Genomic DNA, 22,045 nt, shown 5'->3' with positions numbered 1-22,045 from the left:
GCACGAGAAGCAGGACAATGCAGGCTTGGCATTTTTTTCCGCACCGCTACCGACCCGAGGATCCCGTGAAATTCCAGATGGCCCAAAACTCCCTGTTTGCGATCCTGCTGCGCTCGCGCTGGTACCTGAGCTTCGCGCTGGCCGCCGGCGTGACGCTGGTCTGCATGCTGACGCTGCCCGCGCACATCGCCCCGTTTGGCGCGCTCGCGGCCACGCCGCTGTGGGTCGTGGGCGGCATTGCCGCCTGGAGGCAGTTGCGCGCGCCAAGCCCGGCCCAGGTCGAGCGCCTGCTGGCCGAATCCGCCGCCCTGCCCTGGCGCAGCTTTGCGCAGCAGCTCGAAACCGCATGGCGCGCCGAGGGCTACAGCGTGCAGCTGCTGAACCAGGGCGGCGTGGATTTCCGGCTGGAGCGCGCGGGCCAGACCACGCTGGTCAGCGCGAAGCGCTGGAAAGCCGCGCTGCATGGCGTCGAACCGCTGCGCGAGCTCGAAGCCGCGCGCATTCGCGAATCAGCCGCCAAGGCGGTCTACGTCGCCCTGCAACCGCTCGGTGAAAACGCTGCGCTCTATGCGCGCGACCAGCAGTTGGTGGTGCTGGGCGGCGCCGATCTCGCGGCGCTGCTGGCCAAGTCCAGGAACTGAGCCCATACAAACAAATGGTTACAAGGGTTTGACCGGAGTGCAGGCCGCCCCCGGCGGAGCACACTGGGGAGGCCATGACCGAAGCCTTTCCCTCCTTGCCTGACAGCAGCACGCGGACAGGTGTGCCGCCCACCACCGGCTTGCTTCTCACCGGCGGCGGCGCGCGTGCGGCTTATCAGGTCGGCGTGCTCGAAGCCATTGCGCATCTGCGCCGCAGTTGCGGCCGCGGGCATGAGCCCAATCCCTTTCCGATTCTCACCGGCACCTCGGCGGGTGCGCTCAACGCTTGCGCCCTGGCCTGCGGCGCCGACCATTTCGACCTCACGGTACGCCGGATGGCCCATCTCTGGAGCCACCTGCATGCCGAGAACGTCTACCGCGCCGATGCGCTGAGCATGCTGCGCAGCGGCGCGCGCTGGCTGAGCCTGCTGTCGCTGGGCTGGGCGCTGACGCGCTGGCGCACCCTGCGCCCGCGCTCGCTGCTGGACAACGCGCCGCTGGCATCGCTGCTGCAGACCGACCTGGTGCCGCTGGAGCGCCTGCCCGAAGTCATCGCGGGCGGGCACCTGCGCGCGCTGGCCGTCACGGCATCGAGCTACACCTCGGGCGAGCATGTGACCTTCTACGAGACCCAGGCCGAGCTCCAGCCCTGGGTGCGCTCGCAGCGGCGCGCCATCGGCGGCCACATCACGCACGCGCACCTGCTCGCCTCTTCGGCCATTCCCTTCATCTTCCCCGCGACGGCACTGGAAATCGGCAACCATACCGAGTACTTCGGCGACGGCTCGATGCGCCAGACCGCACCGCTGGCGCCCGCCATCCACCTCGGTGCCGACCGGGTGCTGGTGATCGGCGCCGGCCGCATGCAGGGCGCGCAGGAAAGCCCGCCGCGCAGCGCCACCGCCAGCTACCCCACGCTGGCGCAGATCGCCGGGCATACGCTGTCGAACATCTTTCTCGACGCGCTGGCGCTCGACGTCGAGCGCGCGCGGCGCATCAACGGCACGCTGGCCCTGATTCCACCCGACGTGCGCGCGCGCAGCAACCTGCGGCCGCTCGAGCTGCTGGTCATCGCGCCGTCGCAGCGGCTCGACGGCATTGCCGCGCGCCATGTCGCCGACCTGCCGCGCAGCATGCGCAGCCTGCTGGGCGCGCTGGGCGTGACCACCGATGCCAACGACGTGCGCGGCGCCGGCCTGGCCAGCTACCTGCTGTTCGAGCCCGGCTACATCCGCGAGCTGATGGCGCTGGGGCGCAGGGACACACTGGCGCAGCGCGAGGAGGTCATGCGCTTCTTCCAATGGGACCAGCCCGCGCCGGCAGCCGCCGAAAGGCGTGTGGCAGCAGCCTGCGCCTAGGACGCGGGCACGCGCCGCGCCCCAGCCAGGCGCAACCCCACGCGGGCCGCTGCCGGCACAAGCCTCTAAAATCACGGATTCCCCAAGAGAAAGCCGCTTTCGATGTCTGCACGCAAGATCTTCGCCACCACCGCCCTGCCCTACGCCAACGGCAACTTCCATATCGGCCACATCATGGAGTACATCCAGGCCGACATCTGGGTGCGCTTCCAGCGCATGCAGGGCAATGACGTGAACTTCGTCGGTGCCGACGACGCCCATGGCGCGCCGATCATGATTGCTGCCGAGAAGGCCGGCATCACGCCGCAGCAGTTCGTCGCCAACATTGCCGCCGGCCGCAAGCAGTACCTCGACGGCTTCCACATCCAGTTCGACAACTGGCACAACACCGATGGCGAGGAAAACCACGTTCTTGCCAAGCAGATCTATCTGGACCTGAAGGCCGCCGGCTTCATCGACACCAAGGTCATCGAGCAGTTCTTCGATCCCGAGAAGAACATGTTCCTGCCCGACCGCTTCATCAAGGGCGAGTGCCCCAAGTGCCACGCCAAGGACCAGTATGGCGACAACTGCGAGGTCTGCAGCGCGGTCTATGCCCCCACCGACCTGATCAAGCCCTACTCGGCGCTGAGCGGCGCCCAACCGGTGCTCAAGACCTCGGAGCATTTCTTCTTTCGCCTGTCCGATCCGCGCTGCGTCGAGTTCCTGCAGGAATGGACGCAGGACGGCAAGCATGTGCAGCCCGAGGTGGCCAACAAGGTCAAGGAATGGTTCAGCGTGCGCACCAACCCCGACGGCACGACCAGCGAAGGCCTGGGCGACTGGGACATCTCGCGCGATGCACCCTACTTCGGCATCGAGATCCCCGATGCGCCGGGCAAGTACTTCTATGTGTGGCTCGACGCGCCCGTGGGCTACCTGGCCTCGCTGAAGAACCTGCTCGACCGCCGCGGCGAGGACTATGAGGCCTACATGGCCGACGAGCAGCTCGAGCAGTACCACTTCATCGGCAAGGACATCGTCACCTTCCACACGCTGTTCTGGCCGGCGATGCTCAAGTTCAGCGGCCGCAAGACGCCGACGCAGATCTTCGTGCATGGCTTCCTCACCGTGAACAACGGCGAGAAGATGAGCAAGAGCCGCGGCACCGGCCTCGATCCGCTCAAGTACCTGAGCCTGTCCATGAACCCCGAATGGCTGCGCTACTACCTGGCTGCCAAGCTCAGCGGCCGCAATGAAGACATCGACTTCAACCGCGAAGACTTCATGGCGCGCGTCAACAGCGACCTGATCGGCAAGTTCGTCAACATCGCCTCGCGCGCCGCGGGCTTCCTGTCCAAGCGCTTCGATGGCCAGCTCGCCGCCCTGGGCAGCGAAGGCCAGGCGCTGCTGGAGCAGCTGCGCGCCCAGGCGCCGGCCATTGCCGAAGCCTTCGAGAAGCGCGACACCGCGCGCGTGGTGCGCGAGACCATGCTGCTGTGCGACCGCGTCAACGCCTATGTCGATGCCAACAAGCCCTGGGAACTGGCCAAGCTCGAAGGCATGGATGCACGCCTGCAGGAAGTCTGCAGCACCTGCATCGAAGCCTTCCGCCTGCTGGCCATCTATCTCAAACCCGTGCTGCCCGCAGTCGTGCAACAGGTCGAGGCTTTCCTCAACGTCGCGCCGCTGACCTTCGCCGATGCACAGCAACTGCTGGGCGCGGGCCACCGCATCGGCAAGTACGAGCACCTGATGCAGCGCGTCGATGTGAAGCAGCTTGACGCGCTGTTCGAGCCCCCGGCAGCCGCCGAGCCCGCACCCGAGAAGCTCGTGCCCGGCGGCGAGGAAATCGCCGGCACCATCGGCATCGATGACTTTGCCAAGGTCGACCTGCGCATTGCGAAGATCGTCAATTGCGAAGCCGTCGAAGGCTCGACCAAGCTGCTGCGCCTGACGCTCGACGCGGGCGAAGGCCGCACGCGCAATGTGTTCAGCGGCATTGCCAGCCAGTACCAGCCGGCCGACCTGATCGGCAAGCTGACGGTGATGGTGGCCAATCTGGCACCGCGCAAGATGAAGTTCGGCATCTCCGAGGGCATGGTGCTGGCCGCGAGCCATGCCGATGAAAAGGCCCAGCCCGGCATCTACGTGCTGGAGCCGGTCGCGGGCGCTGCCCCAGGCATGCGTATCCACTGAAATGAAGCACCCCCTGAGCGTCTTCGACGCCTCCCCCTCTCAACCTTCGGTGGAGGGGGACGGCAGCCTCGGTGCGGGACGGCCCTTCCTCGCTGCCCCCCGGATTGGGCCGCGTCAGTATCAAAGGCAGCGGGTCAACAAAGGCATCATCGCAGCCAACACCTGATCATCATGACCTTGCGTTGCTGGATTTCGATGAAATGGCGCTGGCTTTGCGCCGGCGGCGCGATCGCGCTGCTCGGCGGCTGCACCGTGGTCACGGTGGCTTCGACCGCGGTGGGCGTCACCGCGGGCGTGGTCGGCCTGGCGGCGGATGCCGCGATCGGCACGGCGCGCATTGCGGGCAAGGGCATCGGCAAGGCCGCCGATGCCATGATGGATGATCCAGCGCCTGCCGCGGACAACAGCGGCGTGAACATCCACTACGACATCCGGCCCGCGCCTTGAGCCGTTTCATGCCGGGTGGCCTGTGGAGCGCACTTCGACAGGCTCAGTGCGAACGGGCTGCAAAGCGCACTTCGACAGGCTCGGTGCCAACGGGTTTTGGCGGGTATCGTCTCAGGCCCCGTCGCGCTGCACCAGGCTGCGGCCCGTGCGCAGCACGCGGCCATCGTCGCCAAACGTCACCGTGAACAGCATCTCGGTGGTTGGCGGGTCGACGTAGCGCCAGTCCCAGTCGGTCTCGCGCTTGCGCTCGTAGGTCATGCGCTTGGCCGGCTTGCCCAGCATGCGCCGCACTTCCTGCTGCGTCATGCCCGCACGGACCTGCTCGAACACGTGCGGCGCGACCACCTGGCGCAAGGCTTTCATCCTGCCGTCCGGGCCGATGGTGATCATGTAGTTCTGGTGGCCTGCGGGCTGGCGGTTGTACTCGAAGGTGCGTGCCCCATCGGCTTCCTGCCAGATGTTCTCCGGCTCGCCAAAGCGGTCGCGCACGTCGGCTTCGGTCGATACATCCTCCTCGAGTTCGCGGATGCGCTGCTGGTCGCAGCCGGCGAGAAACAGCAGGCCGCATGCGGCGGCAAATGCCGCGGCCCAGCGGGTGGCTCGTGTCATGGCAGCTTGTCCCGTAAAATCATGGATTCAGAGAGGTTAACAGTCCATGTCATTCTTCGCCCGCCCCGATTACAAATCCGATACCACCCAGTTCATCGAGCAGCTGCGCGCGCAGAAGCCCGATCTCGAAGAACGCCAGCGCGAAGGCCGCGCCCTGCTTTGGGACAAGGCCGTCGACAGCGAAGTCTGGCAGGAGTACCGCGCCGGCCGCGTGGCGCAAAAGCCCTACGTCTACCAGACCAACGCCTGAGCCGCGCTGACCTGCCGATGCTGTCGTTGCCCGGCCAGCCGGCCCGCGCGCGCCCATGAGCGCCGCCATCGAAACCACGCTGGAGACGACGGGCGCTGCCACCCCGGACGCTGCGGGCCTGGCGCCCGACGGCGTGCTGGACACCGTCGACCGCGTGGCGCTGGCGCGCCTCTACGGCGAGCCGCTGTTCGCGCTGCCCAACGACCTCTACATTCCGCCCGATGCGCTCGAGGTGTTTCTCGAAGCCTTTGAAGGGCCGCTCGATCTGCTGCTCTATCTGATCCGCAAGCAGAACTTCAACATCCTCGACATCCCGATGCTGAGCGTGACGCGCCAGTACCTGCGCTATGTCGAGGAGATCCGCAGCCGCAACCTCGAGCTGGCTGCCGAATACCTGCTGATGGCAGCGATGCTGATCGAGATCAAGTCGCGCATGCTGCTGCCGCCGAAGAAGTCGGCCGACTCCGAGGAGGCCGAGGACCCGCGCGCCGAACTCGTGCGCCGGCTGCTCGAGTACGAGCAGATCAAGCTGTCGGCCGCGCAGCTGGGCCAGCTGCCGCAGCACGGCCGCGATTTCCTCAAGGCGCAGGTGCATATCGAGCAGAGCCTGCAGCCGCGCTTTCCCGACCTGCTGCCGGGCGAACTGCAGCAGGCCTGGCACGACATCCTCAAGCGCGCCACGCTGGTGCAGCACCACCGCATCACGCGCGAGGAATTGAGCGTGCGCGAATACATGAGCCAGATTCTCAAGTCGCTGCAGGGCAAGCGCTTCGTGCCGTTCGAGGACCTGTTCCAGCCCGCGCGCGGCTCGACGGTGCTGGTGGTGACCTTCATTGCACTGCTGGAGCTGGCCAAGGAAACGCTGATCGAGATCACCCAGGCCGAGGCCTTTGCGCCGATCTATGTGCGCCTGGCCTATACCCCGCTCTGACCCGCGGGCCGTTTTTTCACCCCGGAGACTTCCATGCCCCATCTTTACGTCGAATACAGCGCCAACCTGCCCGGCCTGCCCGAGCAGCAGATGCTCACCGAGCTGGTGAGCGCGGTCTGCAGCCATCCGTCCATCGTCGACGAGTTCGATGTCAAGGGCCGGATCGCGGCCACGCAGCAGTACGTGATCGGCACCGGCGCCGGCCCGCGCGGCTTCATCCACGCCGACCTGCGCCTGCTGTCGGGCCGCACGCCCGAAGCCAAGAAGGAGCTGTCGGACCTGATTGCCGAGGTGCTGCGCCGCCTGACGCCGCATCCGATGGGCATGCTGGTGCAGGTCAGCGTCGAGATCACCGACATGGACCGCGCCAGCTACCACAAGAGCAAGCTGTAAGCCACCACGGCCCAGGCGTCCTGCCGCAGGACGCCTGCCGCAGCACGGCTGCCGCAGACGCCGATTGCCGCTACAGTCGGGCAAGCTATGTTGCCCTCTTCCTCCGCCTCCCCTTCCTCCCCCGTTTGCGCAGCGGTCGCCAGCCAGCGCCAGAGCCAATGGCTTCTGGCACTGAGCCTGATCCTGATTGCCTGCAATCTTCGCCCGGTGTTCGGCAGCCTGTCGGTGGTGCTGCCCGACATCATGCGCGACACCGGCCTGAGCGCCGCGGGCGCGAGCCTGCTGACCACGCTGCCCATCGTCTGCCTGGGCCTGTTTGCCGCGCCCACGCCCTGGCTGTCGCGGCGTTTCGGCGCCGAACGCGTGCTGCTGCTGGCCTTGCTGCTGATAGCCGGCGGCACGCTGGCGCGCGCGCTCGGCAGCCTGCCCGGGCTGTTTGCCTCGGCCGTGCTGGCCGGCGCGGGCATTGCCATCGGCAATGTGCTGCTGCCCGGGCTGGTCAAGCGCCACTTTCCCCGGCGCGCGGCCCTGATGACCGGCTTCTATACGCTGGCCATCTGCATTGGCGCGACGATTGCCACCGCCGCCACCGTGCCGCTGCAGATGCAGCTTTTCCGAGGCGACTGGGCGCCGGCGCTGGCGGTCTGGGCCGCGCCCGCGCTGCTCATGCTGCTGCTGTGGCTGCCGCAGGCACTGCGCATGCGTGCCGAGCCGCGCAGCGCCGCCGGCCGGGCCGGCAGCCTCGGGCGCGATGCACTGGCCTGGCAGGTGACCGGGTTCATGGGCCTGCAGTCGGCGCTGGCTTATATCGTCATGGGCTGGCTCGCGCCCATCCTGCGCGAGCGCGGCATGGACGGCGCGCATGCGGGCTATGTCGTGGCGGCCTCGATCCTCGCGCAACTCGTGACCTGTCTGCTCGTGCCGTCCCTGGCCGCGCGCTGCCGTGACCAGCGCGGCCTGGCCGTGGGCATGAGCGCCATGGCGCTGGCCGCGCTGCTGGGACTGCTGTTCGGCCCGCTGTGGGCCAGCTGGCCCTGGGCACTGCTGCTGGGCTGCGCCCAGGGCGGCTTGTTTGCGCTCGCGCTGAGCCTGATCGTGATGCGCAGCGGCAATGCCCAGGTCACGGCCCAGCTGTCGGCCATGGCCCAGGGCTGGGGCTACATGCTCGCGGCCTTCGGCCCGCTGCTGGCGGGCTTGCTGCGCCAATGGACCGGCAGCTTCACCTCCAGCGCCGGGCTGATCGTGTTTCTGTCGGCGGCGATGGCCTGGTGCGGCTGGGGCGCGGGCCGCAACCTGCTGGTGCAGCCGGCGGCGCGCGGCGCATGACCGCACGCGCCCTGTGCCTGCGCTGCGCGCGCCCGCAGCGCAACTGCATCTGCGCGCTCGCGCAGCGCGTCGAGTGCGCCACCGAAGTACTGATCCTGCAGCATCCGCTCGAAGTGCACGAGGCCAAGGGCACGGCGCGGCTGCTGCATCTGTGCCTGCCCCGCAGCCGCATCGAGGTCGGTGAACGATTCGATGCGCAGCAGCTCGAACAGTGGCTGCAGCGCGATGCGCAGGGCAATGCGGCCTTGTCGCATGCGCTGCTGCTCTATCCCGAGTCGCCGCACGATGCGGCGTTGCCGCTGCAGCCCGCGCCGCCGCTGCCCGCCGCATGGCTGCAGGCCCCGCAGCAGCTGCGGCTGGTCGTGATCGACGGCACCTGGCGCAAGAGCCGCAAGATGCTGTACCTCAATCCGCTGCTGCAGCAGTTGCCGCGCCTGGCGCTGCATGACCTGCCGGCATCGCGCTACGCGATCCGGCGCGCGCACCGGCCGGGACAGCTGTCGACCCTGGAGGCCACGTGCTGCGCGCTGGCGCAACTGCAGCCGGCGCAGGACTTCACGCCGCTGCTGCACGCCATGGATGCCCTGGTGCAGCGCGAGCAGCAGTGGCGCCGCCCGGGTTAGCGCGGCAGCTCGAGTTCCGCGTCGAGCCAGCCGCGCAGGCTGTTGATGAACGCCCAGGCCTGCACGCGCGGCAGGTCCTCCAGCCGCAGCACGCCTTCGCTCGCGCGGCCGTCGCGCAGCGCCACGCGCCGGCCCACGCCGGCCAGCAGCCCGCAGGCGAGTGGCGGCGTGACCCAGCGGCCGTCCAAAAGCGCCGCGATATTGCCGCGCGTGCCTTCGGTGATCTCGCCCTGTTCGTTGAACAGTACGGTATCGAACACCGCCGGATCGCGCGGCGCAAACGCCTCGTAATGCGCACGACGCGAGGTCTTGTAGCGCACGAACTCGCCCTGCGCCCAGCGGTCTTCAAGTGGCGCCGCAGCCAATTGCAGGCACACCGGCGCGCGCGTGGGCGCACAGGCAAAGGCCTCGGCGCGCGCCTGGCCCGAGGCGTCGAGCTGCAGCCGCACGCGCCACAGGCCCGCGGGATGCGCGGCGGCGAGATCGGCCAGGCACTGCTCCAGCTGCGCCGGCCAGGGGTAGCGGAAATGCCGCGCCGCGTCCTGCAGGCGCTGCAGGTGTTCGGGCAGATGGCGCCAGGCGCCGTCCTCCAGCGCCAGCGTCTCCAGCAGCGCGAAGGGCTGGCTCGCGCGCTCGACAAACGCGCTCTTGTGCTGCCATTCGCGCCACTCGCCGCCGGCCTCGGCGCCCGAGGTGATGCCGCTGCCGATACCGCAGACGGCCTGCCTGCCGCGCAGCGCCAGCGTGCGTATCGGCACATTGAAGGTGGCGTGCATTTGCCCCTCGCCTGCGGGACGCAGCACGCCCAGCGCACCGCAGTAGACGCCGCGCGGCTGCGGCTCGAGCGTGCGGATCATGCGCATGGCCGCGACCTTGGGAGCGCCCGTGACCGACCCGCAGGGAAACAGCGCCGCAAACACATCCGCCAGCCGCGTGCCGGCCCGGGTCGTGGCCTGGACGTCCGAAGTCATCTGCCACACGCTGGGCAGGGCCTGGGTATGGAACAGCCGCGGCACCTGCACGCTGAACGGCTCGGCAATGCGCGACAGGTCGTTGCGCAGCAGGTCCACCACCATGACGTTCTCGGCGCGTTCCTTGGGCGCGCTGCGCAGGGCCTGCTCGCGGGCCATATCCTCCGCGGGCGTGGCGCCGCGCGGCGCCGTGCCCTTCATCGGCCGCGCCAGGATGCGCCGGCCGTCCCAGTCGAAAAACAGCTCGGGTGACACCGACAGGATCTGCTCCGCGCCGGTGTCGAGGCAGGCCGCATAGCCGCCGGGCTGGGCGCGCAGCAGCGCCGCAAACAGCGCTTCGGCACTGCCCTGCTGCAGCTCGCCGCGCAGCGGCGCCGTGTAATTGACCTGGTAGAAGACACCGTCGGCAATCGCTTCATGGATCTGCGCCATGGCGTGGTTGAAATCGGCACGCGACAGGCTGCTGCGCCAGGTGAGCCGTGCGGCCTCGCCCGGCGTCTCATCGTCCTCCCACGGCAGGGCCTCTTCATAGACCGCAAACCAGGCCAGCGGCCCGTCGGCCGCGTGCGTCACCAGCGCCGCATCGAAGGCGGCTGCGGCCTCGTAGCGCACGAAGCCGACGCACCATGCGCCGGCCCGTGCCGCGTCTTCGGCGGCATCCAGCACGGCGCGCACTTCGTGCGGCGCATGCGCTGCCAGCACCGTGCGTGCGGCACCGAAACGCCGGCGCAGCCGCGCCTGGGCCGCGCCGGTGCCGGCTGCTTCCTGCGGCAACGTGAAATCAATACGTGTATCCATGTTCGAGAGGTATTTGCCGGCGCGCAGCGCCAGCGTCATAGGAGCTCAGGCCGCACCCAAATGCGGCACCAGGCCGGCCGTGGCGGCGCCGGTTTTCAGCGCCGCGGTAAAGGCCAGCATCCGGTCGATGGGCTGGCGCGCACGCGCCACCAGCCGCGGGTCGACGACCACCGCATTGCAGCCCGACTCCAGCACTTGGGCCACCCCGGCCAGGCCGTTCATCGCCATCCACGGACAGTGGGCGCAGCTCTTGCAGGTGGCACCGTTGCCGGCCGTTGGCGCTTCGATGAAGCGCTTGTCCGGCAGCAGCGTGCGCAGCCGGTGCAGCATGCCGCTGTCGGTGGCCACGATGAAATCGCGGGCTTGCATCGCGCGCGCGGCCTGCAGTATGGCCGAAGTCGAACCCACAGCATGCGCCAGCGCCACGACTTCGGCGGGGCTTTCGGGGTGCACCAGCACCCGGGCGTGCGGATGCTCGCGCATCAGCGCCTGCAGCTCGAAGGCCTTGAACTCGTCATGCACGATGCAGGCGCCGTGCCACATCAGCAGGTCGGCGCCGGTTTCGTGCTGGATGTAGTGGCCCAGATGGCGGTCGGGCGCCCAGAGGATCTTCTGGCCGTCGGCATGCAGCGCACGCACGATATCGAGCGCGCAGCCCGACGTCACGACCCAGTCGGCGCGGGCCTTCACGGCGGCACTGGTGTTGGCGTAGACCACCACCGTGCGGTCGGGATGCTGGTCGCAGAACGCGGCGAATTCCCGTGCCGGGCAGCCCAGGTCCAGCGAGCAGGTCGCTTCAAGCGCGGGCATCAACACCGTTTTCTCGGGCGACAGGATTTTCGCGGTCTCGCCCATGAACCTCACGCCCGAAACCACCAGCGTCTGCGCCGCATGGTCGCGGCCGAAGCGCGCCATCTCCAGCGAATCGCTGACCAGGCCGCCGGTTTCCTCGGCCAGGTCCTGCAGGTCGGGATGCACATAGCAATGCGACACCATCACCGCGTTTCTTTCTTCGAGCAGTTCGCGGATGCGCTGCTTGAGCGCCACGCGTTCGGCGGGTGCGGGATCGCGCGGCACGCGCGCCCAGGCATGGCGCGTGGCACAAGCGCCGCCCGCGCCCAGCGGTTGCTGGTATTGCACGTCCAGGATGGCCATTACAGCTGCTCCATGCGCATCGAGAAGTCGATCGCGCGCACATCCTTGGTCAAGCCGCCGATCGAGATGCGGTCGACACCGGTTTCGGCCAGCGCGCGCAGGCCCTCGAGCGTGACCCCGCCCGAGATCTCCAGCAGCGCGCGGCCGGCGTTGATCTCCACCGCCGTATGCAGCATGTCGAGCGGCATGTTGTCGAGCAGCACCATGCGCGCGCCCGCATCGAGGGCCTCGTGCAGCTGGTCGAGATCCTCGACCTCGACTTCGATGAATGCCGCCCGGCCTGCCACCTGCTGCGCCGCCCGCAGCGCGGCCTCGACACCGCCCGCTGCAGCAATATGGTTTTCCTTGATCAGCACCGCGTCATGCAAGCCGATGCGGTGGTTGGTGCCGCCGCCCATGCGCACCGCGTACTTCTGCGCCAGCCGCAATCCCGGCAAGGTCTTGCGCGTATCGACGATCTGGGCGCGCGTGCCTGCGACCGCGACCACGTACTGCGCGGTCTTGCTGGCCACGCCCGACAGCAGCTGCAGGAAGTTCAGCGCCGTGCGCTCGGCCGACAGCAGCGCCCGGGCCTGGCCTTGGGCCTCGAACACCACAGCCTTGGCCTTGAGCCGCCCGCCTTCCGGCGCATGCCAGGTGATGCGCACCCCGGGATCGAGCGCGCGCAGCGCGGCGTCGACCCAGGGCGCGCCGCAGAGCACGGCGTCTTCGCGCACGGTCACGCGCGCACGAACGCGGCGCGCCGGATCGACCAGCGCGGCCGTGAGGTCGCCGGCGCCCACATCTTCCTGCAACGCCAGTGCCACATCGTGGCGGGCCAATGCGCGGATGGCCTCTTCATCGGACGTCTCGTTCATGGTGCGAAAGTCTAGACGCACTGCTGCGCGGCAGCCAGGCATTCTGTGCCGCGCGCAGGGTCAACGGCCTGCGCCCAGCTGCTGCGCCAGCGCCGCGGCTTCCTCCTGCAAGGCCTGCAGCAGCGGCTGCACTTCCGGCAGCGCGGGCCGGTGCAGCGGCAGCAGCGCCTGCACGCGAAATGGAATCGAGAAGGCCAGCGGCCGCCACACCAGACGCGCGCCCGCGCAGGCCAGCGCCGTGAGCGGATTGACGATGGCCAGCCCAAGCCCCTGCTCGACCATCGCGCAGACCGCGACCGCGTTGTGCGTCTGCACCCGCAACTCGCGCGCCACGCCAGCCTGGGCGAACACCGCGTCGATCTGGCGCCGGTAGGGATCGTCCGCGGACAGGCTCACGAACGGCTGGCCGGCGAAATCCTCGGCCCGCAGCCTGCTGCGCGCGGCCAGCGCATGGCCCGCAGGCAGCACGCAGACCTCGTCGAGCGCGAGCAATGGCAGTGTCTGCGTGCCCGCGGGCGCGCTGTCCTGCTCGCTCAGGCCCAGGTCGAAGCGCTGCGCCGCCATCCATTCCTCGAGCAAGGGCGACTCCTGCGGCGTGACTGCAAGCCGCGCCTGCGGATAGCGCGCCAGCAGCCGCGCCGCCGCGCCGGGCAGCAGCGCATGGCTCAGCGCCGGCAGGCACAGCACGCCGATCTGCGCTTCCTCGGCGCGGCCCAGCGCCAGCGCCTTGTCGACCACGCGCTCCAGCCCCTGCCACGAGCGCTGCACCTCGTCCCACAGCGCCAGCGCGCGCGCATTGGGCCGCAGCCGACCCTGGCTGCGCACGAACAGCGCATAGCCCAGCAACTGTTCCAGGCGCGCGAGTTCGCGGCTGACCGTAGGCTGCGAACTCGCCAGCAGCGTGGCCGCACCCGTGGCGCTGCCGGTGGTCATGACGGCTCGAAACACTTCGATATGGCGATGGGTGATGCGCGGACTCATGCACCCAGCATATCCAAAATGAATGGCCTAGGCATAACAAAGCATTGGACGGTATGGCAAGACGCGCGCATGATGGCGCCCATTCCGCCGGGCCCGGCCCTGCGCTCCCTTTTCTTTTGCCTTCCGGCCGCAACCGCAATGACCTGCCCCTTCACCTCCGCCCAGCTCTGGTCCCTGGCCGACCAATACGGCACCCCGCTGTGGGTCTACGACGCAGCGACGATCCGCGCGCGCATTGCCCAGCTGTCGCACTTCGACACGATCCGCTTCGCGCAGAAAGCCTGCTCCAACATCCACATCCTCAAGCTGATGCGCGAGCAGGGCGTCAAGGTCGATGCGGTCTCGCGCGGCGAGATCGCGCGCGCGCTGGCCGCGGGCTACCGCAGCGATGGCGCCCATTCCGAGATCGTGTTCACCGCCGATGTGATGGATGAAGCCACGCTGGCCACCGTCGTCGAGCACCGCGTGCCGGTGAATGCCGGCTCGATCGACATGCTGCACCAGCTGGCCGCGGCCTCGCCCGGCCATGCCGTCTGGCTGCGCATCAACCCCGGTTTCGGCCATGGCCACAGCAACAAGACCAATACCGGCGGCGAGCACAGCAAGCACGGCATCTGGCATACCGACCTGCTGGCGGCGCTGGACGCCATCCGCGCGGGCGGGCTGCACCTGGCCGGCCTGCACATGCATATCGGTTCGGGCGTGGATTACGGCCATCTGTCGGAAGTCTGCGGTGCCATGGTCCAGCTGGTGCAAGCCACCAAGGACGCAGGCCATGACCTCGAGGCCATCTCGGCCGGCGGCGGCCTGTCGATTCCCTACCGCGAAGGCGACCCGGTGATCGACACCGCCCACTACCACGGCCTCTGGGACGCGGCGCGCAAGCAGGCCGAAGCCATCGTCGGCCACGCGCTGGGCCTGGAAATCGAACCCGGCCGTTTCCTGGTCGCCGAATCGGGCGTGCTGCTGGGCACGGTGCGCGCCACCAAGAATGCCGGCATCAACCACTTCGTGCTGGTCGACACCGGCTTCAACGAACTCATGCGTCCTTCGATGTACGGCAGCTTCCACGCCATGCACATCGAGCGCCGCGACGGCACCAGCCTGGCGGCGCGCGACAGCGTGGTCGCGGGCCCGCTGTGCGAATCGGGCGACGTGTTCACCCAGGGCGACGGCGGCGTGGTGCTGCCGCGCCCGCTGGCCGGCGCGACGGTGGGCGACCTGCTGGTGATCCACGATACCGGCGCCTATGGCGCGTCGATGTCGAGCAACTACAACACCCGCCCGCTGGCCGCGGAAGTACTGGTCGATGGCGACCGCGTGCAACTGATCCGCCGCCGGCAGACGGTGGAGCAATTGCTGGCGTTGGAATTGGGTCTTTGAGCGGCATCGAGCCAACAGACACCGTGCGCCCTGAGCCTGCCTCGGCGGCCCCGTCAAAGGGCGTGCCGCAAGAAACCATGGCTACTGCATGGAGGCCCTGCGTTCATCCTTCGACAGGCTCAGGACGAACGGAAACCAACGCAGGACCTGCTGTTTCTGGATGACGCTGGGCAAGACGTGTCGCGCGGACCCCGCTCAGGGGAACAGCATGCAGTGGTTCGGCCCCGGGTCTACTCTTCCCTTGGGTCCCGTGCCATCAACGACTGCACCGCTTCGCCCGCCTGCAGCCGGCCGTCGAGCAACGCCACCACGGTTTCCGTGATCGGCATGTCGACACCCAGCATTTGCGCGCGCTGCAGCACGGTGCGGGCGCTGTAGACGCCTTCGGCCACATGGCCCAGCGACTGCACTGCCTGGTCCAGCGTCTTGCCCTCGGCCAGCAGCAGGCCGACCTTGCGGTTGCGTGACAGGTCGCCGGTGGCGGTCAGCACCAGGTCGCCCAGGCCGGACAGACCCATGAAGGTCTTTTCGGTCGCGCCCAGCGCCAGCCCCAGCCGTGTCATCTCGGCCAGTCCGCGCGTGATCAGCGCGGCGCGCGCGTTCAGTCCCAGTTGCAGGCCGTCGCACAGGCCGGTCGCAATCGCCAGCACATTCTTCACCGCGCCGCCGACTTCGACCCCGACGATGTCGGTGCTGGCGTAGACACGCACATGGCTGCTGTGGAACGCCGCCACCAGGGCTTCGCTCACCGCCGCATGGCTGCTGGCCGCCACCAGCGCCGTGGGCTGCTGGCGCGCGACTTCGAGCGCAAAGCTCGGGCCGCTGAACACGCCGGCGCGCAGCTGCGGCGCGACGGCGGCGCAGACTTCATGCGCCATCAGCCCCGCAGCGCCTGCGGCCGACGCCGCCTCGAAGCCCTTGCTGAGCCAGGCCACGGGCGCGCCACAGCCTTTGAGCCGCTGCAGCCACTCGCGCAGCGCTGCCATGGGCGTGGCCACGATGACCAGTTCGGCCTGTGCGGCCGCCGCCATGGCATCGCCATCGATCACCTCCAGACCGGGTGGAAATGCAATGCCTGCGAGATAGCGCGTGTTCTCGCGCGCCGCGCGCATGGCCTGGGCCTGCTGCGCATCGCGCGCCCAGAGCTTCACCGCATGGCCTGCGGGATGCGCGGCCGCGCTCATGGCCAGCGCCGTGCCCCAGGCACCGGCACCGATGACAAGAATATTCATGGCGGCAATCCGCTTGGGGCAGGTGCCGGAGCGTCGCGGCGCAGGCCGCACGCTCCCGCGCGACTGCTTATTGCAGGGCCGTGCCGTCGGCGCCCTGGGCAGCCGCGGCCTGGGCCTGCTGCTGCTCGTACATGGCCTGGAAGTTGATTTCCGCGAGGTGCACGGGCGGGAAGCCGGCGCGGGTCACCACGTCGGCGATGTTGCCGCGCAGGTACGGATAGATGATTTGCGGGCAGGCGATGCCGATCACGGCGCCCATCTGGTCTTCGGGCAGGTTGCGGATCTCGAAGATGCCGGCCTGCTTGGCTTCGACCAGGAACACGGTCTTGTCCTGGATCTTGGTCTGCACGGTCGCGGTCACAGCGACTTCGTACACGCCTTCGGCCACGGGAGTGGCTTCGACGCCGAGCTGGATGTCGACGCTCGGCTGTTCCTGCTCAAGCAGGATGGCCGGCGAATTGGGTTGTTCGAGCGACAGATCCTTGAGGTAAACGCGCTGAATCTGGAATACGGGATTTTCTTGGTCGGCCATGGCGTCGGTCTTTCACTAAATCAAACCGGAATCAAAACAAAGCCCGCCCGGGAGATGCTCCCGCAGCGGGCACTTGAGATGTGCATTATGCAGCCGCAGACCATGCCACGGCCGATCTGCGCGGGCAATCAGGCCGCGAGCAGCGGCTGGAGACCGCCCTGGGAGTCCAGTGCGATCAGGTCGTCGCAACCGCCGACATGGGTCGCGCCGATGAAGATCTGCGGCACCGTGCGGCGGCCCGTCGATTGCATCATCTGGTCGCGCGCGGACGGGTCCAGATCAATGCGGATTTCCTCGATCTGCTCCACACCCTTGGATTTGAGAATCTGCTTTGCACGGATGCAGTAAGGGCAGACGGCGGTGGTGTACATCTTTACAGCTTGCATCGGGAGTTCTTTCTTCAAAGGGCTACAAAGCCTGCAGTTGGGGACGGATCAGCTTTTTTCAACGGGCAGATTGGCTTCGCGCCAGGCCTTCAATCCACCCGCCAGCGCCTGCGCGCGCGCATAGCCCAGCTTTTTGGCGATGCCTTCGGCGCGCAGGGCGCGCGGGCCCTTGGCGCAAACCAGGATCACCGGCAGCGCCTTGTTCTTGACGATGGCCGGCAGGCGCTCCTGCAACTCGCCCAGCGGCACATTGCGCGCGGCCTTCAAATGGCCCGCGGCAAATTCCTCGGGTTCGGACACATCGATCACCACGGCCTTCTCGCGGTTGATCAGCTGCACCGCGTTGGCGGCCGAAAGCGTGCCGCCGGCGCCGCCCTTGACCAGGGGAAAGACCAGCATGGCGCCCGAAGCCAGCGCCAGCAAAATTAAATACCAGTTGTCGATGATGAAATTCACGTGATTCCTTGGGTTGGCAAACCGGTCAATTTTAGAATGGCAGACTTTGACCTTCCGGTCATCTCCTGCTTTGTCGTCTTAAGGGACCCCATGTTCAAGCTTGTTCTGATCCGCCACGGTGAATCCACCTGGAACCTTGAAAACCGCTTCACCGGCTGGACCGATGTGGATCTGACGCCCACCGGCGTGGAACAGGCCAAGAATGCCGGCCGCCTGCTCAAGGCCGAAGGCTACGATTTCGACGTCGCCTACACCAGCGTTCTCAAGCGCGCCACGCGCACCCTCTGGCACACGCTCGACGAGATGGACCGTACCTGGCTGCCCGTGGTGCACAGCTGGCGCCTCAACGAGCGCCATTATGGCGCCCTGCAGGGCCTCAACAAGGCCGACATGGCCAAGCAGTACGGTGATGCACAGGTGCTCCAATGGCGCCGCAGCTACGACACCCCGCCGCCGGCGCTCGAAGCCACCGACGCCCGCAGCGAACGCGGCGACCGGCGCTATGCCAAGCTGCAGCCCGAGCAGGTGCCGCTGACCGAGTGCCTCAAGGACACGGTCGCGCGCGTGATTCCATTTTGGAACGAATCGATGGCTCCTGCCATCCTCTCCGGCAAGCGCGTCGTGGTGGCGGCCCACGGCAATTCGATCCGCGCGCTGATCAAGTACCTGGACAACATCTCGGACGACGAGATTGTCGGCGTCAACGTGCCCAACGGCATTCCGCTGGTGTACGAACTCGATGCCGAGCTCAAGCCCCTGCGCAAGTACTATCTGGGTGACGCCGAGGCAGCCGCCAAGGCGGCGGCCGCGGTCGCGGCGCAGGGCAAAGCCTGAGCCGGACGGCTTGGATCCGGCACGGCAATTCACAAAACGGCACAATGGGGCACCGGTGCGCCAAGCTCCGGTGCCTGAACGACTGTTCTCCGTAATCCGCGCGGGACAGACACCTGCCAGGTGTATATTGAAGCGGTAAAGGTGTTCTATGGGCCAAAAACTCAAAATTGCCGGCTGGGTCTCCGTGGGCGTTCTTGCCGGCGCATTGACCACGGTCTCCCTGCAAACCATGGCCCGTGGCGCCATGTCCCCGCTTCCGCTGGAAGAAATCCAGCAGTTGTCGGCGGTGTTCGGCCTGATCAAGACCGATTACGTCGAGCCGGTGGACGACAAGAAGCTCATCACCGATGCCATTTCCGGCATGGTGGCCAGCCTCGATCCGCACTCGCAGTACTTCGACAAGAAGTCCTTCAAGGAATTCAAGGAAGGCACGTCGGGACGCTTCGTCGGCGTCGGCATCGAGATCACGCAGGAAGACGGGCTGATCAAGGTGGTGTCGCCCATCGAAGGTTCGCCCGCGTTCCGCGCCGGCCTCAAGACCAACGACCTGATCACCAAGATCGACGATACGGCCGTGAAGGGCCTGTCGCTCAACGATGCGGTCAAGCGCATGCGCGGCGAGCCCAACACCAAGGTGCTGCTGACCATCCTGCGCAAGGATGAAAGCCGCAGCTTCCCGGTCACCATCACGCGCGAGGAAATCAAGACCCAGTCCGTCAAGGGCAAGGTCATCGAGCCTGGCTATGCGTGGATCCGCCTGAGCCAGTTCCAGGAGCGCACGGTCGACGACTTCGTGCGCAAGGTCGAGGAGATCTATGCCAAGGACCCGGCGCTCAAGGGCCTGGTGCTGGACCTGCGCAACGATCCGGGCGGCCTGCTCGATGCCGCCGTGGCGATCTCCGCTGCCTTCCTGCCCCAGGGCGTGACCGTGGTCTCGACCAATGGCCAGCTCGAGGAAAGCAAGGCCACCTACAAGGCATTGCCCGAAGATTACCTGCGCCGCGGCCAGGGTGATCCGCTGCAGCGCCTGCCGGCTGCGCTCAAGAAGGTGCCGATGGTGGTGCTGGTCAACGAAGGCTCGGCTTCGGCCAGCGAGATCGTGGCCGGCGCGCTGCAGGACCACAAGCGCGCCAAGGTGCTGGGCAGCCAGACCTTCGGCAAGGGCTCGGTGCAGACCGTGCGTCCGCTGGGCCCCGAAACCGGTATCAAGCTGACCACGGCGCGCTACTACACGCCCAGCGGCAAATCCATCCAGGCCAAGGGCATCGTGCCCGACGTGATGGTCGATGAAACCGCCGAGGGCGACCTGTTTGCGGCACTGCGCATGCGCGAAGCCGACCTCGACAAGCACCTGGGCAGCGGCCAGGACGACGAGAAGGCCGCTGAAGCGGCGCGCGAGAAGGCCCGCGAGGAAGCCCGCAAGCGCCTGGAAATCGAATCCAAGAAGCCTGCTGCCGAGCGCAAGATGCCCGAGTACGGCTCGACCGAGGATTTCCGCCTGCAGCAAGCGCTGCGCCAGCTCAAGGGCGAGACCGTGCAGGTCAGCAAGACGCTGACCGAACGCGAACTCGAGAAGAAAGAGGAGTAAGCCACTCCTCGCCCCAAGGCTGAAGGCCGGGCACCCGCCCGGCCTTTTCATTTCCACGTATATCTTTCGCCATGACTGATGACCAGCTGCTGCGCTACTCGCGGCACATCCTGCTCGACGAGATCGGCATCGAAGGCCAGGAACGCCTTCTTGCGGCCCATGCGGTGATCGTTGGTGCCGGCGGCCTGGGCTCGCCCGCGGCCCTGTACCTGGGCGCCGCCGGCGTCGGCCGCATCACTGTGATCGATGACGACACGGTCGACCTCACCAATCTCCAGCGCCAGATCGCGCACACCACCGACCGGGTGGGCAGCCCGAAGGCGGAGTCGATCCGCAGCGCGGTCCACGCCATCAATCCGGAAGTGGAAGTCGTCGCGCTGCGCCGGCGCGCCGATGCCGCGCTGCTGGACACCCTGCTGCCAGGCGCCAGCGTCGTGCTGGACTGCAGCGACAACTACCGCACCCGCCACCTGGTCAACGCTGCCTGCGTGCGCCATCGCGTCCCCCTGGTGGCGGCGGCTGCGCTGCGCTTCGACGGGCAGTTGATGGTCATCGACCCCCGGGATGCGACGGCGCCCTGCTACGCCTGCGTGTTCCCTCCAGATGCCAGCTTCGAGGAAGAGCAGTGCGCGACCATGGGCGTCTTTGCGCCGCTGGTGGGCACGATGGGCACCTTGCAGGCTGCCGAGGCGCTGAAATTGATGGCCAAGTGTGGCCAGCCAGCAACGCACCGGCTGATGATGTTCGATATCAAACGCATGGATTGGTCGGGCATGCAGATCGGCAAGCTCGCGGACTGCCCCGTTTGCAGTAACCATTTGTAGGAATCAACCTACTTAAGCAGCTTTCAGTCGCTGGCAAAATGTGCCGATGGACGTCCAAGCGAAGAGTGGGCTGCCACGCCAGCCGCATTGACTCGCTCAGCATTGCCGCCGCCTACAACCTGGACACCACTGTGAAATTGCGTACGTATATTGTTGAAGACAATGCCACCATCCGTGAAAACCTGATTGCTACGCTGGACGAGCTGGCCGAGATCGAATCCGTGGGAATCGCTGAAACGGAAGCAGACGGCACAGACTGGCTGACGCGCAATGCCGAACAATGGGATTTGGCGATTCTTGACCTGTTCCTGCGCCAGGGCAGCGGTCTGGGCGTGCTGGCAGCCTGCAGCAAGCGCCTGCCGCACCAGAAGATCGTGGTGCTGAGCAACTACGCCACGCCCGACGTGCGCACGCGCTGTGCACAGCTGGGCGTCGACGCAGTGTTTGATAAATCCAACGAGATCGACGCGCTGGTGGACTATTGCATCCAGGTCAGCGCGGATCATCAGAACGCGTTGCTCAATCGATCAGGCGATTCTTGAGCGCGTAGTAGGTCAGGTCGCTGTTCGAGGACAGCGCCATCTTTTCCATCAGCCGCGTGCGGTAGGTGCTCACGGTCTTGACGCTCAGGGACAGCGACTTGGCGATATCGCCAGCGGTCTCGCCGCGGGCCAGCTTGAGGAACACCTGGAACTCGCGCTCCGACAGCTGTTCGTGCGCCGGCGCATCGTCCTTGCGGTTGAGTTGCTGGGCCAGCAGGTCGGCCACGGCCGGCGTCAGATAGCGGCGTCCCAGCGCAATCGTGCGAATGGCTTCGGCAATCTCTTGGGGATCGCATTCCTTGTTCAGGTAGCCGCTGGCGCCCTGGCGGATCAGGTTGATCGCGTAATGCTCCTCGGGATAGCCGCTGAGAATCAGGATGCCCATTTCCGGCGCCTTGGCGCGCAGCATGGCTAGCGCATCGAGGCCGCTTTGCCCCGGCATGGACAGGTCCATCAACAGGACATCGATCTCCTGCTCGCGCACCAGGTCGATGGCTTCCCGGCCGTTCGCGGCCTCTCCCACCACACGCAGATCCACATGCTCGGACAAAAATTGACGCAGTCCTGAACGGACGATGGCGTGGTCATCCACAATGCCTATCTTGATCATTGAAGTTTCTCTCCCTTTTGGGCGGGCGACTGCCCTTCAGTTACCACAAGTGAACACTTAGTTACGACACACCTATTGGTAATACGGTGTATCGAGGTGTCTTGATTATGCAGAATAACTCGCTGAAACTCCTCAACAGG

24 protein-coding genes are annotated in these 22,045 nt (G+C 67.1%); 14 read left to right on the top strand and 10 right to left on the bottom strand.

Features of this window, described 5'->3' with window-relative positions:
• Positions 1-77: 77 nt before the first annotated feature.
• The 4 genes from HUK68_RS03820 (at position 78) to HUK68_RS03805 (ending at position 4,624) form a co-directional block, all read left to right on the top strand.
• Positions 78-641, top strand: coding sequence for a restriction endonuclease (locus HUK68_RS03820; RefSeq protein ID WP_175502998.1), 564 nt, complete (start codon positions 78-80; stop codon positions 639-641).
• 74 nt (positions 642-715) lie between these two features.
• Positions 716-1,999, top strand: a complete 1,284-nt coding sequence (locus HUK68_RS03815) for a patatin-like phospholipase family protein (protein ID WP_175502997.1) — start codon at positions 716-718, stop codon at positions 1,997-1,999.
• 102 nt (positions 2,000-2,101) lie between these two features.
• Complete coding sequence (metG, locus tag HUK68_RS03810) at positions 2,102-4,177, top strand: methionine--tRNA ligase (protein ID WP_175502996.1); 2,076 nt, start codon at positions 2,102-2,104, stop codon at positions 4,175-4,177.
• Between the two features lie 195 nt (positions 4,178-4,372).
• Complete coding sequence (locus HUK68_RS03805; protein WP_175505726.1) at positions 4,373-4,624, top strand: hypothetical protein; 252 nt, start codon at positions 4,373-4,375, stop codon at positions 4,622-4,624.
• A 111-nt stretch (positions 4,625-4,735) separates the two neighbouring features.
• Here HUK68_RS03805 and bamE read toward each other — a convergent pair whose 3' ends face one another.
• Entirely contained in the window at positions 4,736-5,233 is a 498-nt protein-coding gene (gene bamE / locus HUK68_RS03800) for an outer membrane protein assembly factor BamE domain-containing protein (protein WP_175502995.1), read from the bottom strand.
• Between the two features lie 46 nt (positions 5,234-5,279).
• Between bamE and HUK68_RS03795 the strand changes: the two genes are divergently transcribed.
• The 5 genes from HUK68_RS03795 to HUK68_RS03775 all read left to right on the top strand — a co-directional run bounded on the left by HUK68_RS03795 (position 5,280) and on the right by HUK68_RS03775 (position 8,756).
• Entirely contained in the window at positions 5,280-5,483 is a 204-nt protein-coding gene (locus HUK68_RS03795) for a DUF3460 family protein (protein WP_175502994.1), read from the top strand.
• Positions 5,484-5,538: 55 nt separating this feature from the next.
• Complete coding sequence (locus HUK68_RS03790; RefSeq protein ID WP_175502993.1) at positions 5,539-6,414, top strand: segregation and condensation protein A; 876 nt, start codon at positions 5,539-5,541, stop codon at positions 6,412-6,414.
• Positions 6,415-6,447: 33 nt separating this feature from the next.
• Positions 6,448-6,807 (top strand): 5-carboxymethyl-2-hydroxymuconate Delta-isomerase, encoded by a 360-nt coding sequence (locus tag HUK68_RS03785; protein WP_175502992.1) that lies wholly within the window; start codon positions 6,448-6,450, stop codon positions 6,805-6,807.
• An 87-nt stretch (positions 6,808-6,894) separates the two neighbouring features.
• The gene (locus HUK68_RS03780; protein WP_175502991.1) at positions 6,895-8,133 is read left to right on the top strand and encodes a CynX/NimT family MFS transporter; all 1,239 of its coding nucleotides are present in this window, start codon (positions 6,895-6,897) and stop codon (positions 8,131-8,133) included.
• Positions 8,130-8,756, top strand: a complete 627-nt coding sequence (locus HUK68_RS03775) for a tRNA-uridine aminocarboxypropyltransferase (protein WP_175502990.1) — start codon at positions 8,130-8,132, stop codon at positions 8,754-8,756. Before HUK68_RS03780 ends, HUK68_RS03775 begins: the two co-directional genes overlap by 4 nt.
• Here HUK68_RS03775 and HUK68_RS03770 read toward each other — a convergent pair.
• Genes HUK68_RS03770 through HUK68_RS03755 form a run of 4 tightly spaced genes read right to left on the bottom strand, consistent with a single transcriptional unit; the run spans position 8,753 to position 13,518 of the window.
• Entirely contained in the window at positions 8,753-10,525 is a 1,773-nt protein-coding gene (locus tag HUK68_RS03770) for a chorismate-binding protein (protein WP_175502989.1), read from the bottom strand. The two genes, HUK68_RS03775 and HUK68_RS03770, sit on opposite strands and share 4 nt — an antisense overlap.
• A gap of 45 nt (positions 10,526-10,570) precedes the next feature.
• The gene (gene nadA, locus HUK68_RS03765) at positions 10,571-11,680 is read right to left on the bottom strand and encodes a quinolinate synthase NadA (protein WP_175502988.1); all 1,110 of its coding nucleotides are present in this window, start codon (positions 11,678-11,680) and stop codon (positions 10,571-10,573) included.
• Entirely contained in the window at positions 11,680-12,537 is an 858-nt protein-coding gene (nadC, locus tag HUK68_RS03760) for a carboxylating nicotinate-nucleotide diphosphorylase (protein WP_175502987.1), read from the bottom strand. The genes nadA and nadC overlap by 1 nt, the downstream gene beginning before the upstream one ends.
• 60 nt (positions 12,538-12,597) lie before the next feature.
• Positions 12,598-13,518 (bottom strand): LysR family transcriptional regulator, encoded by a 921-nt coding sequence (locus HUK68_RS03755; protein WP_175502986.1) that lies wholly within the window; start codon positions 13,516-13,518, stop codon positions 12,598-12,600.
• 138 nt (positions 13,519-13,656) lie between these two features.
• On the opposite strand from HUK68_RS03755, the gene lysA reads away from it, so the two are divergent.
• On the top strand, positions 13,657-14,901 hold the full coding sequence (lysA, locus tag HUK68_RS03750; RefSeq protein ID WP_175502985.1) for a diaminopimelate decarboxylase: 1,245 nt from the start codon (positions 13,657-13,659) through the stop codon (positions 14,899-14,901).
• Positions 14,902-15,131: 230 nt separating this feature from the next.
• On the opposite strand, the gene HUK68_RS03745 is transcribed toward lysA, so the two are convergent.
• The 4 genes from HUK68_RS03745 to HUK68_RS03730 all read right to left on the bottom strand — a co-directional run bounded on the left by HUK68_RS03745 (position 15,132) and on the right by HUK68_RS03730 (position 17,507).
• Entirely contained in the window at positions 15,132-16,133 is a 1,002-nt protein-coding gene (locus HUK68_RS03745; RefSeq protein WP_175502984.1) for an NAD(P)H-dependent glycerol-3-phosphate dehydrogenase, read from the bottom strand.
• Between the two features lie 67 nt (positions 16,134-16,200).
• Positions 16,201-16,665, bottom strand: a complete 465-nt coding sequence (gene secB, locus HUK68_RS03740) for a protein-export chaperone SecB (protein ID WP_175502983.1) — start codon at positions 16,663-16,665, stop codon at positions 16,201-16,203.
• Between the two features lie 128 nt (positions 16,666-16,793).
• Positions 16,794-17,051, bottom strand: coding sequence for a glutaredoxin 3 (grxC, locus tag HUK68_RS03735; RefSeq protein WP_175505725.1), 258 nt, complete (start codon positions 17,049-17,051; stop codon positions 16,794-16,796).
• A 48-nt stretch (positions 17,052-17,099) separates the two neighbouring features.
• Entirely contained in the window at positions 17,100-17,507 is a 408-nt protein-coding gene (locus HUK68_RS03730) for a rhodanese-like domain-containing protein (protein ID WP_175502982.1), read from the bottom strand.
• Between the two features lie 90 nt (positions 17,508-17,597).
• Here HUK68_RS03730 and gpmA point away from each other — a divergent pair, with 90 nt between their 5' ends.
• The 4 genes from gpmA (at position 17,598) to HUK68_RS03710 (ending at position 21,295) form a co-directional block, all read left to right on the top strand.
• On the top strand, positions 17,598-18,341 hold the full coding sequence (gpmA, locus tag HUK68_RS03725) for a 2,3-diphosphoglycerate-dependent phosphoglycerate mutase (RefSeq protein ID WP_175502981.1): 744 nt from the start codon (positions 17,598-17,600) through the stop codon (positions 18,339-18,341).
• A 148-nt stretch (positions 18,342-18,489) separates the two neighbouring features.
• Positions 18,490-19,929, top strand: a complete 1,440-nt coding sequence (locus tag HUK68_RS03720) for a S41 family peptidase (protein WP_175502980.1) — start codon at positions 18,490-18,492, stop codon at positions 19,927-19,929.
• Between the two features lie 71 nt (positions 19,930-20,000).
• Complete coding sequence (locus HUK68_RS03715) at positions 20,001-20,753, top strand: HesA/MoeB/ThiF family protein (RefSeq protein WP_175502979.1); 753 nt, start codon at positions 20,001-20,003, stop codon at positions 20,751-20,753.
• A 131-nt stretch (positions 20,754-20,884) separates the two neighbouring features.
• Complete coding sequence (locus tag HUK68_RS03710; RefSeq protein ID WP_175502978.1) at positions 20,885-21,295, top strand: response regulator; 411 nt, start codon at positions 20,885-20,887, stop codon at positions 21,293-21,295.
• Here HUK68_RS03710 and HUK68_RS03705 read toward each other — a convergent pair.
• Complete coding sequence (locus HUK68_RS03705; RefSeq protein ID WP_175502977.1) at positions 21,273-21,905, bottom strand: response regulator; 633 nt, start codon at positions 21,903-21,905, stop codon at positions 21,273-21,275. The genes HUK68_RS03710 and HUK68_RS03705 overlap by 23 nt on opposite strands.
• Between the last annotated feature and the right edge of the window lie 140 nt (positions 21,906-22,045).

It is taken from the genome of Comamonas antarctica, assembly GCF_013363755.1.
Taxonomy (GTDB): domain Bacteria; phylum Pseudomonadota; class Gammaproteobacteria; order Burkholderiales; family Burkholderiaceae_C; genus Comamonas; species Comamonas antarctica.
The sequence above is the reverse complement of the archived record's forward strand: the minus strand, read 5'-3'. Positions and strand labels throughout refer to the sequence as shown.

Coding starts and splice junctions, on each gene's coding strand:
- metG (WP_175502996.1), top strand. CDS start 2,102: ATGTCTGCACGCAAGATCTTCGCCACCACCGCCCTGCCCTACGCCAAC.
- HUK68_RS03805 (WP_175505726.1), top strand. CDS start 4,373: ATGAAATGGCGCTGGCTTTGCGCCGGCGGCGCGATCGCGCTGCTCGGC.
- HUK68_RS03770 (WP_175502989.1), bottom strand. CDS start 10,525: ATGGATACACGTATTGATTTCACGTTGCCGCAGGAAGCAGCCGGCACC.
- HUK68_RS03820 (WP_175502998.1), top strand. CDS start 78: ATGGCCCAAAACTCCCTGTTTGCGATCCTGCTGCGCTCGCGCTGGTAC.
- HUK68_RS03755 (WP_175502986.1), bottom strand. CDS start 13,518: ATGAGTCCGCGCATCACCCATCGCCATATCGAAGTGTTTCGAGCCGTC.
- HUK68_RS03775 (WP_175502990.1), top strand. CDS start 8,130: ATGACCGCACGCGCCCTGTGCCTGCGCTGCGCGCGCCCGCAGCGCAAC.
- nadC (WP_175502987.1), bottom strand. CDS start 12,537: ATGAACGAGACGTCCGATGAAGAGGCCATCCGCGCATTGGCCCGCCAC.
- HUK68_RS03795 (WP_175502994.1), top strand. CDS start 5,280: ATGTCATTCTTCGCCCGCCCCGATTACAAATCCGATACCACCCAGTTC.
- lysA (WP_175502985.1), top strand. CDS start 13,657: ATGACCTGCCCCTTCACCTCCGCCCAGCTCTGGTCCCTGGCCGACCAA.
- nadA (WP_175502988.1), bottom strand. CDS start 11,680: ATGGCCATCCTGGACGTGCAATACCAGCAACCGCTGGGCGCGGGCGGC.
- HUK68_RS03815 (WP_175502997.1), top strand. CDS start 716: ATGACCGAAGCCTTTCCCTCCTTGCCTGACAGCAGCACGCGGACAGGT.
- HUK68_RS03790 (WP_175502993.1), top strand. CDS start 5,539: ATGAGCGCCGCCATCGAAACCACGCTGGAGACGACGGGCGCTGCCACC.
- bamE (WP_175502995.1), bottom strand. CDS start 5,233: ATGACACGAGCCACCCGCTGGGCCGCGGCATTTGCCGCCGCATGCGGC.
- grxC (WP_175505725.1), bottom strand. CDS start 17,051: ATGCAAGCTGTAAAGATGTACACCACCGCCGTCTGCCCTTACTGCATC.
- secB (WP_175502983.1), bottom strand. CDS start 16,665: ATGGCCGACCAAGAAAATCCCGTATTCCAGATTCAGCGCGTTTACCTC.
- HUK68_RS03720 (WP_175502980.1), top strand. CDS start 18,490: ATGGGCCAAAAACTCAAAATTGCCGGCTGGGTCTCCGTGGGCGTTCTT.
- HUK68_RS03745 (WP_175502984.1), bottom strand. CDS start 16,133: ATGAATATTCTTGTCATCGGTGCCGGTGCCTGGGGCACGGCGCTGGCC.
- HUK68_RS03705 (WP_175502977.1), bottom strand. CDS start 21,905: ATGATCAAGATAGGCATTGTGGATGACCACGCCATCGTCCGTTCAGGA.
- gpmA (WP_175502981.1), top strand. CDS start 17,598: ATGTTCAAGCTTGTTCTGATCCGCCACGGTGAATCCACCTGGAACCTT.
- HUK68_RS03780 (WP_175502991.1), top strand. CDS start 6,895: ATGTTGCCCTCTTCCTCCGCCTCCCCTTCCTCCCCCGTTTGCGCAGCG.
- HUK68_RS03785 (WP_175502992.1), top strand. CDS start 6,448: ATGCCCCATCTTTACGTCGAATACAGCGCCAACCTGCCCGGCCTGCCC.
- HUK68_RS03715 (WP_175502979.1), top strand. CDS start 20,001: ATGACTGATGACCAGCTGCTGCGCTACTCGCGGCACATCCTGCTCGAC.